Annotated in this window: 18 protein-coding genes and 1 riboswitch; of the genes, 7 read left to right on the top strand and 11 right to left on the bottom strand. The window is 38.8% G+C overall.

Annotated features, from left to right (window positions below; genetic code table 11):
* Positions 1-82 precede the first annotated feature (82 nt).
* The 4 genes from ACXHJ1_RS18460 to ACXHJ1_RS18445 all read right to left on the bottom strand — a co-directional run bounded on the left by ACXHJ1_RS18460 (position 83) and on the right by ACXHJ1_RS18445 (position 2,344).
* Complete coding sequence (locus ACXHJ1_RS18460; RefSeq protein WP_457906185.1) at positions 83-877, bottom strand: HAD family hydrolase; 795 nt, start codon at positions 875-877, stop codon at positions 83-85.
* 156 nt (positions 878-1,033) lie between these two features.
* Entirely contained in the window at positions 1,034-1,543 is a 510-nt protein-coding gene (locus tag ACXHJ1_RS18455; protein ID WP_013371492.1) for a hypothetical protein, read from the bottom strand.
* A 117-nt stretch (positions 1,544-1,660) separates the two neighbouring features.
* The gene (locus tag ACXHJ1_RS18450) at positions 1,661-1,867 is read right to left on the bottom strand and encodes a DUF896 domain-containing protein (RefSeq protein WP_457905014.1); all 207 of its coding nucleotides are present in this window, start codon (positions 1,865-1,867) and stop codon (positions 1,661-1,663) included.
* 108 nt (positions 1,868-1,975) lie between these two features.
* Positions 1,976-2,344 (bottom strand): LysM peptidoglycan-binding domain-containing protein, encoded by a 369-nt coding sequence (locus ACXHJ1_RS18445; RefSeq protein WP_017427698.1) that lies wholly within the window; start codon positions 2,342-2,344, stop codon positions 1,976-1,978.
* Between the two features lie 189 nt (positions 2,345-2,533).
* Between ACXHJ1_RS18445 and lexA the strand changes: the two genes are divergently transcribed.
* From lexA to ACXHJ1_RS18430, 3 genes are all read left to right on the top strand, one after another.
* Positions 2,534-3,160, top strand: a complete 627-nt coding sequence (lexA, locus tag ACXHJ1_RS18440; RefSeq protein ID WP_013310545.1) for a transcriptional repressor LexA — start codon at positions 2,534-2,536, stop codon at positions 3,158-3,160.
* 421 nt (positions 3,161-3,581) lie between these two features.
* Positions 3,582-3,746, top strand: coding sequence for a hypothetical protein (locus tag ACXHJ1_RS18435; RefSeq protein WP_016821950.1), 165 nt, complete (start codon positions 3,582-3,584; stop codon positions 3,744-3,746).
* 41 nt (positions 3,747-3,787) lie between these two features.
* Entirely contained in the window at positions 3,788-3,928 is a 141-nt protein-coding gene (locus ACXHJ1_RS18430; protein WP_162835279.1) for a hypothetical protein, read from the top strand.
* 186 nt (positions 3,929-4,114) lie between these two features.
* Here the strand turns inward: ACXHJ1_RS18430 and ACXHJ1_RS18425 are convergent, their stop codons facing one another.
* The 3 genes from ACXHJ1_RS18425 to ACXHJ1_RS18415 form a co-directional block, all read right to left on the bottom strand.
* A complete protein-coding gene (locus ACXHJ1_RS18425; protein ID WP_107733505.1) occupies positions 4,115-4,615 on the bottom strand; it encodes a DUF2798 domain-containing protein in 501 nt (166 codons plus the stop codon).
* A 458-nt stretch (positions 4,616-5,073) separates the two neighbouring features.
* On the bottom strand, positions 5,074-5,556 hold the full coding sequence (locus tag ACXHJ1_RS18420) for a hypothetical protein (RefSeq protein WP_457905013.1): 483 nt from the start codon (positions 5,554-5,556) through the stop codon (positions 5,074-5,076).
* A 161-nt stretch (positions 5,557-5,717) separates the two neighbouring features.
* Entirely contained in the window at positions 5,718-6,191 is a 474-nt protein-coding gene (locus ACXHJ1_RS18415) for a MarR family winged helix-turn-helix transcriptional regulator (RefSeq protein ID WP_457905012.1), read from the bottom strand.
* 154 nt (positions 6,192-6,345) lie between these two features.
* Between ACXHJ1_RS18415 and ACXHJ1_RS18410 the strand changes: the two genes are divergently transcribed.
* On the top strand, positions 6,346-7,224 hold the full coding sequence (locus ACXHJ1_RS18410) for an SDR family NAD(P)-dependent oxidoreductase (RefSeq protein WP_457905011.1): 879 nt from the start codon (positions 6,346-6,348) through the stop codon (positions 7,222-7,224).
* A 714-nt stretch (positions 7,225-7,938) separates the two neighbouring features.
* Here ACXHJ1_RS18410 and ACXHJ1_RS18405 read toward each other — a convergent pair.
* On the bottom strand, positions 7,939-9,351 hold the full coding sequence (locus tag ACXHJ1_RS18405) for a helix-turn-helix transcriptional regulator (protein WP_016821956.1): 1,413 nt from the start codon (positions 9,349-9,351) through the stop codon (positions 7,939-7,941).
* A 526-nt stretch (positions 9,352-9,877) separates the two neighbouring features.
* On the bottom strand, positions 9,878-10,759 hold the full coding sequence (locus ACXHJ1_RS18400; RefSeq protein WP_107733502.1) for a glycosyltransferase family 2 protein: 882 nt from the start codon (positions 10,757-10,759) through the stop codon (positions 9,878-9,880).
* A 411-nt stretch (positions 10,760-11,170) separates the two neighbouring features.
* On the opposite strand from ACXHJ1_RS18400, the gene ACXHJ1_RS18395 reads away from it, so the two are divergent.
* Positions 11,171-12,640, top strand: coding sequence for an FAD-binding protein (locus tag ACXHJ1_RS18395; RefSeq protein WP_258196263.1), 1,470 nt, complete (start codon positions 11,171-11,173; stop codon positions 12,638-12,640).
* Between the two features lie 193 nt (positions 12,641-12,833).
* Here the strand turns inward: ACXHJ1_RS18395 and ACXHJ1_RS18390 are convergent, their stop codons facing one another.
* Both ACXHJ1_RS18390 and ACXHJ1_RS18385 read right to left on the bottom strand, forming a co-directional pair.
* A complete protein-coding gene (locus ACXHJ1_RS18390; RefSeq protein WP_016821960.1) occupies positions 12,834-12,941 on the bottom strand; it encodes a hypothetical protein in 108 nt (35 codons plus the stop codon).
* Positions 12,942-13,554: 613 nt separating this feature from the next.
* Positions 13,555-13,650, bottom strand: coding sequence for a hypothetical protein (locus ACXHJ1_RS18385; RefSeq protein WP_016821962.1), 96 nt, complete (start codon positions 13,648-13,650; stop codon positions 13,555-13,557).
* Positions 13,651-13,873: 223 nt separating this feature from the next.
* A riboswitch (guanidine-I (ykkC/yxkD leader) is annotated at positions 13,874-13,974 on the top strand.
* A gap of 88 nt (positions 13,975-14,062) precedes the next feature.
* On the opposite strand from ACXHJ1_RS18385, the gene ACXHJ1_RS18380 reads away from it, so the two are divergent.
* Positions 14,063-14,401 carry a DMT family transporter gene (locus tag ACXHJ1_RS18380; protein ID WP_103042477.1) on the top strand — a complete coding sequence of 113 codons (339 nt, stop codon included), beginning with the start codon at positions 14,063-14,065 and terminating at the stop codon, positions 14,399-14,401.
* Positions 14,398-14,712 (top strand): DMT family transporter, encoded by a 315-nt coding sequence (locus ACXHJ1_RS18375; RefSeq protein WP_103042478.1) that lies wholly within the window; start codon positions 14,398-14,400, stop codon positions 14,710-14,712. The genes ACXHJ1_RS18380 and ACXHJ1_RS18375 overlap by 4 nt, the downstream gene beginning before the upstream one ends.
* The last annotated feature ends 912 nt before the right edge of the window (positions 14,713-15,624 follow it).

Here is a 15,624-nt window from a genome sequence, read left to right as displayed (position 1 = left end):
TCAATAAGAAAACTCCCTCTGCTCTGTAGCATATCGAGCGAAGGGAGTTTTCTTTATACTTGTTTAGAAGACTGTAGATTATTTACTTTAAAGATTGAATAATTCCATACAACTCAGACAAATGCTTGATTTGGAACTTCGGCTTGATCTCTGTAGTATTGGTTTTATCGTTCCGATTCAACCACACCGAATGTACACCAGCTGACAAAGCCCCTTGAATATCAGTCGTCAGCTTATCTCCTACCATTAAAGCTTGTCCAGGTTCAATTCCTAGAAGTCCCAAAGCATGCTGGAATATAGAAGGATCAGGCTTGCCCCGACCAAAAGAACCTGAAATGACAACATGATCAAAAAAAGGAGCCAATTGAGGAACTCCATCCAGCTTCTCCTGTTGTAGATCAGGGGAACCATTTGTCAGCAATAGCAGCTTGTATTGTCCCTTCAATTGATCCAGAATTTCAAACGTTTCTTCATATACATGTGGACGTGCACGTCTTTCCGAAGCAAATTGGGCAGCCAACTTTTCCGCCAACTCCTCATTATCTATCCCCAGTTGCTGAAGCCCTCTGCGCCATGATTCCTTACGATAAACAGGAGCCAACTGTTCCAATTGACGGAATTCAGGTTGCTCACCTGCTGTAAAATTCGCCCACAGTCCTTCAAACGGATTAATGCCAATCATTTGAGTAAAACTAAAGGTTTCATAGGATTCATACAAAGCGCGCGCTTCCTTGCGTACGGCTTCTTCCAGCGTTTTCGGATCAGCGCCTGTTTCTCGGGAGCCTGTTTGACATGCTGCATCAAATGCCTCTTCTACACTACGTTCATCCCACAGAAGGGTATCATCAAGATCAAACATTATCGCCTGAATCGTCATACGAATTATCCACTCTCTTTCCACTGTATATGTAAGCTTGTCTGTTTGGTCACGAATCAGATCATTATGTGTGCCCATATTAAGCAAGTGGCCGCACCATGTTATATGAAAAATAACATCATACGGCCTTACTTACAGAGCTACAGGCTAAATCGGTTATTTCTTATCTACCTGTATCTGATTGGATAGTGCAAATTTTTCAAGGCGCTCTGCGATGGCATCTGTATCATAGCGTCCCAGTGATTTTGTGAAAATAAAATTACCGCCCTTCCCTTTTCTTTCAACTGTAACGTAACCCTTTTCAATTTTGATGGCTTTCATGTCCCCTGCCGTCATCGGCCGTTCTCTGCCACCTTTTAACATATAAAGGGTATCTTTTCCCACTTTTAAATAAGGACGGCGAATGAAGAAGATAACAGCCAGCATCAAGTACAAGCCAAATACCAGCCAATCCATTCCCCGCATGCCGGTCTTAGTCAAAAAGTAACTCATAAGCATGTACAATACAGCAAGACCAGCCAGCATGATTGGCACAGTAATATTACGGCCACGGAAAATGTCCATTGCTGAACCTGCGCCGTTAATGGTTTGAATGCCTTGTTTCTTACGCGTTTTATTTAAATGCGCTGTGTTTTTACGTACTTTTCTTTCAAATGATCGGGCCATCTCTCAATTCCCTTCCCAATAAATATTACATTAAAACAATTGCCTTAAAGCTGATCTATATAGATACCAAGAAAGATACCTAATAACAAAAGGCAAATGACGCAGGCTTTAGCAACATTATTGCTTCAGCCCGCCATTTCCCTTCGACGTATCATCGTCCACAAATTCAATGGTTTCAAGCTGCTGCCGAAAATTACGGCGAATGTTGCCTAAATAAATTTCCCGAAGGTTGGCGCGCTCCGTGGTTTCCTCTTCCGTCAATCCTTCGGCTTTTGCTTTGCGCGCTAATTCATTAATGCGCTGTACCAAACTGTCTATATCCAAATTGTGTCCCCTCCATAAAAGCAAAGATATAATACACTTTGACATGTAGAAAAGAGCTTGTCAAGGCTCCCTCATTGCGCTCCTTGACAAGCTCTATAGTCTTATAGATCAGAAGGGTGGGAGCTTAAGTACCTGACCTGCCTGCACCCCCCGATCCTCCAAATCGTTAATACGTACAATTCCTTCAATATATACCCGTGTATCCATTCGTTCCGGTTTATGATTCACGGCAATCTTCCATAACGTATCTCCAGGTTGTACAGTCAGCTTAATCACTTCTTCATTGGAAACTGGAGGTGCTGCGAAAACCGTAAGTACACCTGCCCCTGCAACCCAAACGATAATTACTAGAATAAGAAGCTTAAGTAAAAGAGTATTGGTAAGAGCCTGTAACAAACGTACCTTACCCTCTTTTCGGGTCTCCTGTAAATTCTCTAAATTCATCGGAAAAATACTTTGATAAGTGCTATATTTCATAATTGGCCGCGTCCTCCAAACGTTTGTTCTTATGTTTTTCACAATATAACACGAACGTTTGTTTTGTTCAATAGAAAAGAGAACAAAAGTTCGTGAATATTTTTAGGGATTATTTAGAACTTATGTTTGTACGAACGGAGGTTCTATGCTATAATTTTCCCAAACGTTACTAAATGGGGTTGATACGGTATGTCTAAGATTTCGAGCCGCCAGCAGGCCATTCTTGAATTTATCCGCAATGAAGTGCGTCTAAAGGGATACCCCCCTTCTGTGCGCGAAATAGGCGAGGCAGTCGGATTGGCCTCCAGTTCTACGGTTCACGGTCATTTGGATCGTTTGGAGAAAAAAGGACTCATTCGCCGCGATCCTACGAAACCACGGGCTATTGAATTACTCGGTCAAGACGAATCGGATAACAGCAACTTGATTAATTACTCCATTAGTCGTGTTCCCGTTGTCGGCAAAGTAACCGCTGGTCTTCCTATTACGGCGACAGAAAATATTGAAGATTACTTTCCTCTTCCCCAACACTTTGTTGGTGAGGATAAAATATTCATGTTATCTGTTGTAGGCGAAAGCATGATTGAAGCTGGTATTGCTAACGGAGACTATGTAATCGTGCGTCAGCAGCAGACCGCTGATAACGGAGACATTGTAGTAGCTATGACAGATGAAGACGAGGCTACAGTTAAAACCTTTTACAAAGAAAAAGATCATATCCGGCTTCAACCTGAAAATCCAGCCTTTGAGCCACTTCGACTGACACACGTCAGCATATTGGGCAAGGTTGTTGGACTCTTCCGGGACTTCCACTGATTTATCGTGCTTTCTTCCCCGTTATACTACCACGAATATAAAACCGGCCGCCTAGGCGAGCCGGTTTTATATTGTTATTATGTTTACTATGTATGTGTCTCCAACTATTCTTTCCTTTTCAGCAACCTATATTGTCTCTACTATTATATCCGCCCCATTATCCGAGATAGTTCCACTCTGATCTCGAACTGTTTACTTTTATTAGCTAAACAAATGGAAATTTGACACATATGAACCTACGGTGACCTTCCTCTATAACGTAAAGTTGGGAAGGCGAACGCAGGCTAGCATGAGCTTTTTTTGTTAAACATTTAGGAACATAGGTACTAGCTTCTTTTTGTCTTTAGTAGATTTATGCTGATACATTACTAGCACAATTGACATATGTATATAGCAGACCTAAAGCAAAGGAGTTATGCAGATGATCAGAAATAGAGTTAAAACGTATAAGCATCGCATCGGGAAAAACAGATATCTGGTCGTTAAAGTCTTTCAAGCCGCAGCTGCTAAAACAGGAAGCGGAAATGCACTCGCAACTAACGCATTAAATATCAAAATTTCCAAGCGTAAGCATAAACATCATTAAGATTTAACCGTACCTTCATTTCTTTGAAGGGAGGTGATATTATGAGCAGAAGACACAGCAACCGTGAATTGAGAAGAAGAAGATTAAACATCCGTTCCAACCAAAGAGCCAATGCGCGTGCAAGAGGTAACGCACTGGCTGTTAATCTGTTTAGCGTGAATGATGGACAACGCAGACGTTAATAATTATTTTCAAGCAAAAAGCAGGAAGAATTCTTCCTGCTTTTTTTGTGTTAAATAATACACCAAACTACCAATCCCGCCAGTTATAGCTTCCTCAGACTTGTATCCGATTTTCATAACTTAAGCATTTCTAGCTGTAAAACCATTCATTAGCTTAACATTGCTGCAATGGATTTGCTCTATTATTTAATTTAATACTTTTTTATAAGGTCCCACTTGCCCGCTTTTCTTTATAAATTTTATAAACAAGGCTCGAACAACAGGACCCATAACCAATAATTGTAATGGATAGGCCAAAACAAAGTTCTTTATAAAAATTTCTAAATATGCTTCAAATAATGAATGATCGCCAATACCCTGACTTAGAATTGAAGTTAATAAACCGTAGAAAGACATAGAACAGGCCATTCCGAACACCATACATGTTGAAATCGTGATAATTAAAAATATTTTTTTGGATTTATCAAAAGGTAGGCTTAAAGCAACTTTTTTTGCTACAGGACCCACGATATATAAATCTAATATGAGCGCTATAATAAATCCAATTAGAAATTCAACAGCAATGGTAATCAAGCTAATTTTTCCAATCAATCCGTTAATCAAAAGATTATAGAAGGTCATAATAACGACCATTCCAAAACACATAATAACCCCAAAGTAAAAGCTTTCCTTTTTAGTTGTTGGCATTTAATTCAACCTTTCATTTTTGGATGTGATTATTTTAGCTGCAACCAAATTTTCATGTAAGTGAACTTTTTATGAACATATCGTAACAGACAAAGACAAGTAAGGAATATTCTTCAGAACTAGTGAACTATGTACAAACCCATTACACATGTATAACATTAAATACAAATAATAAAAAATATCTCTATTACTTTGTATGGCTCCAATGGAGATTATGCTACCGCTACACTCGATGGAAGTTTTGAAGGCCCTACCCGTTGGCTTAGTGATGGCGGTTTTCCAGATTTCGAAACACTTTTCCCTTCTTAAGAACAACACTACTTTCAACAATTCTCTAAAAGACTCTGTCAATAGTTGATGAAGTCTTATTTTATATTGAAAAATCCCCACTACCTTAGCTGGTCGGCGGGGATTTCGCTTATTTACAGTATTTACTTATACTGCACATTAGGAATTTTCTAATATTTGATTATAGCTGATCCTGCTTTAACCCACTCTTTGGATTCTAGTTGAATCCATCCATATACAGGTGAGTCAGAATCGATTTTTTGTTTTATCAGTGAAAGGTTTTCATAGTTGCTGGAACTGTAAAGCGACCCTGTCTTTGGCGCAACTTTTACTGTCAGAATATTTTTTATATTTGGTTCTTCATCAGTACTAGTCCAGACTAATCGATTGTAATAATTAGTGTTAAACGGGTTTTCTAAACCACTAATCGAAAATTTCACTCTTTTCCCGACAATAGATACATCTGTATATGCTGTGTCATCTTTAAAAATTACTAATTGAGATGAAACTAATTCCTGATTTAAAGAGTTTGTATAGGTGTCATGGGTGACGCTTGCTACATCTGCCGAGGCTGATAGCGGGGACAAAACTGAAAATAAGAGAGCAATTGTGGAGAAACATAAAGTAGTTTTCCTTCCTAATTTCATACTCATTATTTTCATCCTTTCCTTCCTATTTATCTTCATCCATAAACATACGGCTTATTGATTGTCAAAGTAAGGGGAGCTTTGTCTGACATAAAAAATACACATTCGGGTAGATTTCATTATCCACTTCTACTCTATATCCAAACTCCTTACATGCGGGTCACTTCTTAAGGTTGTGTTCCGTGGCGATGGAGTCCATTAAATTGCCTAAGCATTTGGTTAAAATTATGAAGCTCAGCATCTTCCCAGTCCGAAATTCGTTCATAGAAAACGGACTCTTTCTCCTTAAGCACATCAATTAATTTTTGCTGTCCATGCTCAGTAAGAGATAATACAATTCCTCGTCCATCACTTCGGGAGGCCTCTCTGTTCAAATACCCCAAAGACTCAAGCTGTTTGACAAGACGACTCACTGAACTTCGATCCATCGCAGTTGATTCCGCTAAAGTGGCGGCATTTGTTGGGCCATAAGAATACAGCCAACGAACAATATGGAAGGCGGCAGGTTGTAAGGAAGAGTCAAATTTCGCAGCAGCTCTGACATTCAGGGCGTGTGAAGCGCTGATAAGTGCGTTAAGCTGCTCGCCCAACTCAATCTCCAATTTCTCCCTTGGTTCATTTTTAACTTCATTATATTTCATCTTCAATCACCTTTCTCTCGTTCAAAAAACCACAAGTCAAATTTGATTGACATATATCAACCAAATTATTATAGTGGACATATGTAAATCAAATATGCTAACTCACCGAATTGGCTACTCCAATAAAATTGTAACACATGAAGGAGAAATGACGATGTCTAAAAATACTACTGTTGTCATAACAGGTGCCACCAGTGGTCTTGGACAACTAGTCGCAGTTGAATTGGGAAAACGCGGCTGCTTTGACCTTGTTTTGACTGCCAGGAGTAGGGAACGTGCTGAAGCTACAAGAAAACAGATTGAGCTGGTTAGCCCATCAGCGAAGGTTGACTTTTTTTATGGAGATTTATCGGTACTGAAGGATGTTAAACGAATCGGGGATGAGATAGCCGCCGCATACTCTAATATTGATGTGCTGTTAAACAATGCGGGTATCCATGCTTTTGAGCAACGCGTCACTCCCGAGGGGTTTCCTGAAATGGTTGCTATAAATTATTTATCGCCGTGGCTGTTAACATATACACTAAAACCGTGCCTGCAGAACGTAGGCAAGGCCAGAGTTGTCAATGTTGCCTCCGAAGCTTCACGCCATCATGGAGTTTTGAAGCTCCCCGAGGATTTAACGGATACAACTGCCTTTACCGCTCGTGGCTCATCGCCCATCTATGGAAAGACCAAATTATTGAATATTATGTTCACTGCTGAACTGGCAAGACGATGGTCGGATACGGGAATCAGCGTAAATGCACTAAATCCAGGATTCAATGTTACCAGATTGGGACGAGAACTTTGGTTTGCCCCTCTATTAGAACGATTGTTGAAAATCCTTCATCTTGGAGATCCGCGAAGAGGAGCAGATATCATCACCCGATTAATTGTAGATTCGGAATATCATAAAAAAACAGGTGGATACTTTAACGTCGGAACTGGGAAATCTATTCAACCAGTCTCACCTGGAGGAGATCCCAAGATGCAGCAAAAACTGTGGAAGGTCACAGAGGATTTGCTGGAACAGAAGGGATTCCTTCCATAAGAAATGATTGATGAAGGGATAAGACGGCAATGAATGAAGCATTAATCATCAATAACGCAAACCCCGCACTACATACAAGCATATCTTTTGCTAAATCAATGAACGGAATGAGTCACCAAAAAGCAGCAGCGAACCCATTCAGCTTTGTGATTTCGTTCTTTATAACGTTGATAGCCCACGCGTTATCAGTCACACTGATAAGTTCGTAAATTGGTCCACATAAAAATAAGCCTCAGCTTAATCTGAGGCTCAGTGTTCCATACAGTACCTATTTACACTCCAGGCGGCGTAACACGATCTTTTGGGTCACGGCCCCAGCTTCACTATGATTACGGTATGCCTTGTGTCACTCTTGTCGCTTCATACAATATATTAATTTCTCTATAGTAATCTATTTATTGTAGTCTATTCTCCCATTTGCTTCTGCAGTTTCATCACCAGTAATAATATCCCCTCTCAGAATATTGGAATGATTACATAATAAATCTACTATTCTAAGTGTGTCGAAGTAACTTTGTGCCATCAAAATATTTATATGTATGCTTCAAAACTGATCACTTCAGTGACTCATTCGGCGCGTAGTGTAACAATTCCTTTAACTAAAAAACTCTGCTAACCATAAGGCTAGCAGAGTTTTGTGCTTAAGCACCTCCAATTTGTACAAGGATCTGAATATGTTGCGTCAGGACGGGACCAGTTATAAAAAATAAAAAGCTACTCGCAACGATTAACAGTGCCATTTTTTTCAACATTGTCTAACCACACCTTTTCTAATAGTTTAAAATACTCTTCTCTGGTCTCTGGAGACGCATATGCTTGGAAATGTGCAAAGAGACCTGTACAGTTTATGAAATATGTTTCATTGTTTAGTATATGTGCTTTTACCATTGCACATAATAATTGTTTAAAACCATCACTGTACTTCTTCCTATTTAAATTATAATAGGCCATTTCATAACAAAACAATGCAATATAGTCAGGTACCACTTGTTGGGTGTACATATCAGTAGATGTCGGGAGTTGAGTAGAGGCATCAATGTCTATTTTAAATTTTGTAAGTACACCATCTATATCCAAATTGTATCGGTTAGCTACTATAATAATGTTCAACAACTTTGAGAGCTTCTCACTTTCATTGGCGGTTGTTCCTATATATTCAACAAAGTCTAGAAGCACACTAGTGTTTCCGGACATAAGTTTATTAACATAAGTATTACCTTCTGCCCAATGCTGAAACAAGCTAATCCAGTATTGGGTATCTTCGTCAGTCTCTTTGACCCAATCCAAATCTGTGTAGGCGTATGTATATTGTAAAGCTTGTTGATAGTCGCCTCGGGCTTCACAGACACTTGCACACAATAAATCGGCATAGGTAATGTACACAAACATGGGGCGAGTTAGCTTCTTAGTAGACTCAGTGCGTTCTCGGCTGCTCTGTTGATGTTTCAAAGTGTATTGGATTTCCGCTTTAGCTCTCATTTTTCTCGCTATTTCATCAACCTTATCCCATTTACGCAAAGACCTATACACATTAGCTAAGTCCTTCAATGCATCAAGTTGTTCTATTTCGTCTAGGCGCTCGACATAAGGCTCAAAAAGTATGGCTGCCCTAAGATTGCGGCTTTGATCGTCATCAATCTGAATCGTGAAAATCCGATATTGACAGATGGCCAAACGTTCAGAATGTTGATATTTCTCCACTTCTGCTACACTCTCATAGAGCAATAGTGCAGCATCATGTCGTTCCTGCGCTAATAATTCTTCTGCAATGTCAAATAGTTTGGGTGAGTAGAGTAGATTGTCCATGATAGCTCCCACCACTCGACGGATCGCATCCAGCTTGTCCAACTCTGCACAGCGATACAAAAATGGTTCGATTCTCCTCATATTGGGGGGAATGTCGATGATATAGTTTTCTACATATAAGTCGTAAAAATAGCCTTCTGGTAAACCCATAGCCTCTGTAATTCTATCAATTTGGTTAACAGACATAGAACTATTGCCTGTTACAATGCCACTAACTATTCCCCTATTAATGCCTGCAATATGCCCGAATTGCGTCAGGTTCAGACCCTCTTGTTTTAGGTATCTATCTAGTTCCGCACGAATCGTAGGTGTATGCTTCATGCCATATCCACCCTTCACATAAAAATTCCAAAATTTTTATATTGTTGTAGTCTATTTTTCTCTAAAATTGACCATATGTCAATATATTATGCGAATAATGTAAGATTTCAATGTATAATCCATGCTGATCATTGACAGCAGAACCCAATAAGCGCAACAACCTATTATGGCATGGTCCCCTAAGTACGCTGTAAAAACTTAGTTAACCAAAAGAAAGAGATTACTATGGCTACTGCCAAATAACCTATGCACCATTGGGTTCAACTTTTACCATCTAAAAAAAGTGAAGTGTGTTGCCTAACAGTTTTTTCATAAAATTAAATCCAAAATGCTTTAGTAATTATAACCAAGAGGATAAAAACTTCTAATATATGTATAGCTGCGTTTTGTGACAGGGCATACAGACAAACAAAACGAAGGCTCAACCAGCTAAACCGGCAGAGCCTAATCACCTTTTTTCCAAACTTCACAAGCTTGTGCCATTAAAGTATCTCCGATCCAACCGGATCACTTGCTTATCTCTCTGTCAATAAGGAATATGGGATATGCACCGTGAAAACGCCATGTTTAATAGTTCCTGGTTATAAACTAAATACTTACTGTTTTGGTCCAGCACCCAGTTGGCAAAACCTAAAGCTCTGGTGTAACTATCATAATCGTAGGGATTAATTTTAAACTCAAGAATATCCAGCATAATCTGGTTCTCTTCATCTGATAATTCCAAGCCCAACTTACTAAACTGTCTTTGACGAATTCTCCGAGCAGTAGCATCTTGTATAGCTTTGTGCTGATTGGACACTTGTCCATTATGTTGACGATAATACAATACGTTTATGGGGAGGTTCGCCATTTGTACTTGGAAAGCTAGTCGGTTCCACAATTCGTAGTCTTCGGCATGGGGATAATTACTATCATATTGAATGCCAAGCCGACGGATCATGCTATTGCGCATGATTATAGCCGGATGGCAGATACAACAATGAAATAGCAACCATGTTTTTATTTCGTCATGACTGGCCGGATTTACCTTTATTGATCCTCCATTAGATGAAGTAAAGGCAGCGCCGCATACATCAATCAATGGATTTTGATCCATAAATGCGATTTGTACAGCTAGTCGATCTGGCGTAGAAATATCATCGCTATCCATACGAACGATATATTCACCATTGGCCTTTTTTAATCCTTCGTTTAAAGAAGCGATCAACCCTCGATTGGTATTATGGAAGATTTTTATCACTCTAGGGTCTAATATTTGTGAAATAAGAAAGGTAGATCCATCTGTCGAACCATCATCAATAACAATTAATTCAAAATCCGTATAAGTTTGAGCTAAAATACTGTGTATTGCCTCCAAGACAAAAGCTGCATTATTGTAAACTGGCAGTATGACCGAAGCTCGTGGCACAATATTCCCTCCATTTCATATTTTTCAAATGGAATCAGTATTAAAATCACAAAGCAGCTTCCCTATTTTTTTGATAATGGTTCCTTCTATATTCTCATGTTCTAAGATATGTTCTGAAATATATTTCGAAGCGGCTTCCCGGTAATATAATATGCCCTTTTAAAAATTTAGAAGCTTCCAGTCCTAGAAGCTAGTGCCATCAAGATTGATTGGTTTGAATATCCCTGCTTCAAAGTCGGGCTAATTACTTCTTAGACGAAGTTGACAATATAAGTAATAAATTTGTACAATTAGGAAAAATATTTCACTTAGATTCCATTCTTCATCGGTAACAAACATATATATCTAAGTGGAAAACGGACTGTGAGATTCAGCCTAAGATAATATCTGCATCTTAAAAAGGGAGATAGAATGATGGAACGAAATGTAACATCCGTAGAACACTACACTCCAATTTTGATTGTTGGTACGGGTATCTCGGGGCTTGCTGTTGCTTATTATTTGTCAAAAAACAATATCAAGTACACGATTACAACAAAAAAGAATGCGCCCAAACAGAGCAACTCCTTTCTTGCAGCCGCAAATACACGTGTTCCATCAGAGAATGATATTAATAATATTATTAATCTTACGATTGATAAATGTGGAGCAGATCGATCGGTTATTGAAACGCTATATAGAAACTCCAACATAGTTATAAATTTTTTCGAGGAATTAGGAATCTCTTATGAGAAAACATCCTTTGGTGTCATGCCTGAATGTTTGATTAAATCACAGGGAGGAAAGAAATTAATTAATTGTTTGTTACAACATATTGAACAACCGCTGTGTAATAAAATTTTGATTCATTTGGAAAAGTATAATGATGGAATTATCGCATTATTTTACGACATCCAATTAGATCAATTTATCAGGATATATACTAATTATTTGGTATTAGCTACGGGAGGATATGCGGGGCAATTTAACTACAATGATAATTCACCGGGTTCGACTGGAGAAACGCTTATCTTAGCTAAAAAAATAGGTGCAAGATTAAAGGGAATGTCTACAGTAATGTCTCATCCTTGGTCAATATACAATGGAAGACAAATTTTATTGGGCGGAGTTGTATCTTTAAGTCAAGGGAAAATAGTAGATGAGGAAGGAATTCAACTATTAAAAGATGAGTATATTTGTGATGCCATTGCTCGAGATGATTACCATGAAATGATTGACGAGATTTTACATTTTGAACTCGATTGCATCAAGCAAAAAAAGGATATGTACTTGGATATGAGCCATGCTGATGAAAATATATTGAATGAAAGATTTAAAAAATATGGATTTAGCACTAATGTGGTTAAAAATAAAAGAATCAAAATTACACCAACAATGCACTATTCTTCAGGAGGAATCGAAATCAATGCTAATGCTGAAGTTATAAACTTGAATCGTGTTTTTGCTACTGGAGAAGCTCAATTTAATGGTGTTCTTGGTATGGGAAGAATCCCTGGGCAAGCATTTGCAGCGGGTATCGTTTTCGGTAAATTAATTGCTGACAAAATAGCTAATGAAGGTGTCTTCAATACTCAATATCCGATTACATTTAAAGATCCACCTGAAACTATGCAGCTGTACTCAAAAGAAAATAATGACTTTCCAATTGAAGAGTTTCAGAAAGAGTTGTCCACTCTAATGGTAGATCTGCTCGCTCCCAATTCATCTATAGCTTCTTTAGCACTCCATAAAAGAAAAATAAAAGAAAGTCAGAACATCATATTAAGTAAAGCAAGAGGATCAGGAAAACGATATGAGGATATTTTAACGCTATTTTTTGGATATTTTGTTGCATTAGAAATTATAGAAGACCTTGAATTAAAGGTATTCGTTAAAAGTTAATAAACCTAGCAATGAGACACTTTCCCTTCTGCAAAGCCAATAAGCGCAAAACTATTATGGTAGGCATCCAGCAAACACCCATCAAAAGAAAGGCGAATACTGTGCCCATTGCCAAATAGTTTATGCGCTTATTGGGATCAATCTTTTACAATCCATGAGTGAAGTGAAATCACCCAGCAGTTCTTTTCACAAATTAAACCCAAAGTGATTTAGTGATGATAACTAAGAGAATAAAGAGCACTAGAATTGCCGCTGTAGAAGTCCATACACCGCCGCCGCCATTACCTTCATATGCACCCATGCCTTTTAACCTCCTTTATCTGTCGTCACTTTAATATATGTAAAAATACATTCTGTGATAGGGCATGCTGGTAAATAAAAAAACACCACACTAGCAGGACCAGTTAGGAGCTAGGGAAGAAAAGCATTGCTAGTTCACAGAAACATTTTTTCTTCTATTTTAAATATATCCACTCTTATTCCCGTTTTCATTGATATTGGACGCACCTCTCCGTTAGAGCAGGCACCATTGAAAATAGGTGCTTTATCCGGCTCCGTCGCTGCCTACTATAGTTCCAATCCCCATAACGATCGTACCAATTAAAATCTTGTGGACCACTTTATTTTAAGACTTAGCATTCTGTGACTAAATTCCCACATACCCAACATCATTTAACCCCTCATTTTAAAATATTAGATTGCACTATACTTTCGGTAATTGTAACTAGAATATAAAGTGGATCATAGCGCATCTGAGTTGTTAGAGCTAGTCGAGAAGATATTCAAATAAAACAAGCTCTACTGACCTTAATCGGTCGGCAGAGCTTGTTATCTGATCTGATTTCGGGTAGATTACTAAAGAAATTAGGGCATTGAACTCGATTGATGGGATCTATACAATTTTCTTCAGAACATTAAACCCAGCACGATTTAAGGATGATAACCAAAAGGATATAGAGCACCAAAATTGCCGCTGTAGAAGTCCACACACCACCTGCACATCCACTCATAGCTTTAGCCCTCCTTTAATTGTTTTCACCTTAATATATGTATAGGTACAACTCTGTGTCCGGGCATTCAGTTAAACAGAGAATACACCCAACCAGGCGAATCCAGTGAAAATGAAGTTGTAGACTAAGCATCAGCGTTAAAGTAACTGGCAGGTTAGTGGGTGAATTGTAAATTGACTCACGTTACATCGCGTGTTAGTATGATTTTAGCCAATAACTGAATAAAAACGTTCTCTAGGGTTCCGCAATCGCAAGATTGGTCTGGTCCGAGAGAGGACGCACAGCCATATGGCTGTGACACGGAGGGATAAAAGCCTGGGAGATAAACGCATTGTGCGGTTTATTTCCCAGGCTTTTATCTTTTTTCTTTTATGGCCCAATTTTTAATAAAAAGTTTAAGGAGGAGTGTGTTATGAACAAAACATGGATTTCAGTCATTGTGGCGGCTATATTCGAGGTTGCTTGGGTTAGTGGGTTAAAGCATGCGGATAGTTTTTGGGAATGGAGTGGTACAGTAGTCGCTATTTACATCAGCTTTTATTTGATGATCAAGGCGGCTCGTTCATTAGCGGTTGGAACTGTATACGCTGTATTTGTCGGACTAGGGACGGCAGGAACTGTAGTAGCTGAAATCCTATTGTTTGGCGCAGACATAAGTGTTTCGAAAGTAGCTTTGATCGGGCTGCTACTTATTGGAGTGATTGGTCTGAAAATGCTTAGTAAGAAGAAAGAGGAGGTAAATGGACTATGAATTGGGTGTATTTGATCTTAGCGGGGATTTTTGAAATGATCGGGGTTTTGCTTATAAACAAGCTCAATCAGACCCGCAATTGGAAATCGCTGACTCTTTTGATTACTGGTTTTGGCCTAAGTTTTATATTTTTGTCGTTGGCAATGCAAACACTCCCGATGGGAACAGCTTACGCTGTATGGACTGGAATTGGCGCTTCTGGAGGTGCTATCCTCGGCATGATCTTTTATAACGAGCCTCGCGGATTAATGCGTATTTTGTGTATAGGGTTGGTCCTTAGCTCTGCTGTAGGGCTGAAACTAGCCAGTTAAAAATATATATTGGTGTAGCTCTAAAGGTCGTTTCCTGAGCAAACTAACGATGAATGTTAACTTTAAAAAAGCTGCGGCAGTCTGGGACTTTATTTCCTTATCCATGGCTGCCGTTGAAATAAAATTCTACCATATTTGCTTATGCTCCCCTCTACTTTTCCATTAATTTATTGAATATCTCTCTATCTTTGGAAGTAAATTCGGAAATCCATTGCTTTTGCTCATACGTGTTGGTACTTGAATCCAATTTAATGAAGCTATTTTCACCAACCACATATACAATATTTTTTCTATTTTATAAGACCAAACGTTATCAACAATATTTTCCAGTGGGTCCCATAATCCATTACCTTCGAGTCTTATTGACATGACATGTATGTAGCCTCCTGATGTGTTATGCGCAAGTTATATTTTGAGTACAAAAAATAAACTCTGGATCATTGGAGGTTTAATTCCGTATAATGCCTATTTTCAGACGAGGAAATGTAATGATCTTTTGGTCACCATCCCAGCCTCCCATGATTACAATATAGAGCATATCCGTCTTCGTTGGTTGTAGCGTTCGATATCAGGTAACAAAACATTCAACCTCTTCTGTTACCCGCGTTTCTGTATACTATACAGATCAGAACAATGAACGACGAAAGCGGACACAACTATTATGTAGCAATAGCGGAATAGAGAGTTGCCAAAGTTACACTAAACTTTTGCAGAAGTTTACGATGGCGCACGATAAGCCATGGAAAGAATATGGGGGCGATATTCCTGAGCCAGTAGAATAAGACAAGAACAGCAGTAAATTTAATGTGTGTATTCCTAAAAGCCTACGTCGTCATTGCCAAAAGAAATTACCGAAAATTCTCTCTTGAACCAGGATTGCCAGTTCGATCCCCCCATTAACCCAGCCTAAAC

This window comes from Paenibacillus sp. ALE2 (genome assembly GCF_054113385.1).
Note: the sequence above shows the minus strand (reverse complement) of the source record. Positions and strands in the feature narration are given on the sequence as shown.

Excerpts from the sequence above, each read along its gene's own strand:
- ACXHJ1_RS18405 (WP_016821956.1), bottom strand. The coding sequence starts at position 9,351 with ATGAAGCATACACCTACGATTCGTGCGGAACTAGATAGATACCTAAAA.
- ACXHJ1_RS18380 (WP_103042477.1), top strand. The coding sequence starts at position 14,063 with ATGAACAAAACATGGATTTCAGTCATTGTGGCGGCTATATTCGAGGTT.
- ACXHJ1_RS18410 (WP_457905011.1), top strand. The coding sequence starts at position 6,346 with ATGTCTAAAAATACTACTGTTGTCATAACAGGTGCCACCAGTGGTCTT.
- ACXHJ1_RS18390 (WP_016821960.1), bottom strand. The coding sequence starts at position 12,941 with ATGGGTGCATATGAAGGTAATGGCGGCGGCGGTGTATGGACTTCTACA.
- ACXHJ1_RS18445 (WP_017427698.1), bottom strand. The coding sequence starts at position 2,344 with ATGAAATATAGCACTTATCAAAGTATTTTTCCGATGAATTTAGAGAAT.
- ACXHJ1_RS18430 (WP_162835279.1), top strand. The coding sequence starts at position 3,788 with ATGAGCAGAAGACACAGCAACCGTGAATTGAGAAGAAGAAGATTAAAC.
- ACXHJ1_RS18460 (WP_457906185.1), bottom strand. The coding sequence starts at position 877 with ATGACGATTCAGGCGATAATGTTTGATCTTGATGATACCCTTCTGTGG.
- ACXHJ1_RS18395 (WP_258196263.1), top strand. The coding sequence starts at position 11,171 with ATGATGGAACGAAATGTAACATCCGTAGAACACTACACTCCAATTTTG.
- ACXHJ1_RS18385 (WP_016821962.1), bottom strand. The coding sequence starts at position 13,650 with ATGAGTGGATGTGCAGGTGGTGTGTGGACTTCTACAGCGGCAATTTTG.
- ACXHJ1_RS18425 (WP_107733505.1), bottom strand. The coding sequence starts at position 4,615 with ATGCCAACAACTAAAAAGGAAAGCTTTTACTTTGGGGTTATTATGTGT.
- ACXHJ1_RS18415 (WP_457905012.1), bottom strand. The coding sequence starts at position 6,191 with ATGAAATATAATGAAGTTAAAAATGAACCAAGGGAGAAATTGGAGATT.
- lexA (WP_013310545.1), top strand. The coding sequence starts at position 2,534 with ATGTCTAAGATTTCGAGCCGCCAGCAGGCCATTCTTGAATTTATCCGC.
- ACXHJ1_RS18420 (WP_457905013.1), bottom strand. The coding sequence starts at position 5,556 with ATGAGTATGAAATTAGGAAGGAAAACTACTTTATGTTTCTCCACAATT.
- ACXHJ1_RS18435 (WP_016821950.1), top strand. The coding sequence starts at position 3,582 with ATGATCAGAAATAGAGTTAAAACGTATAAGCATCGCATCGGGAAAAAC.
- ACXHJ1_RS18375 (WP_103042478.1), top strand. The coding sequence starts at position 14,398 with ATGAATTGGGTGTATTTGATCTTAGCGGGGATTTTTGAAATGATCGGG.
- ACXHJ1_RS18455 (WP_013371492.1), bottom strand. The coding sequence starts at position 1,543 with ATGGCCCGATCATTTGAAAGAAAAGTACGTAAAAACACAGCGCATTTA.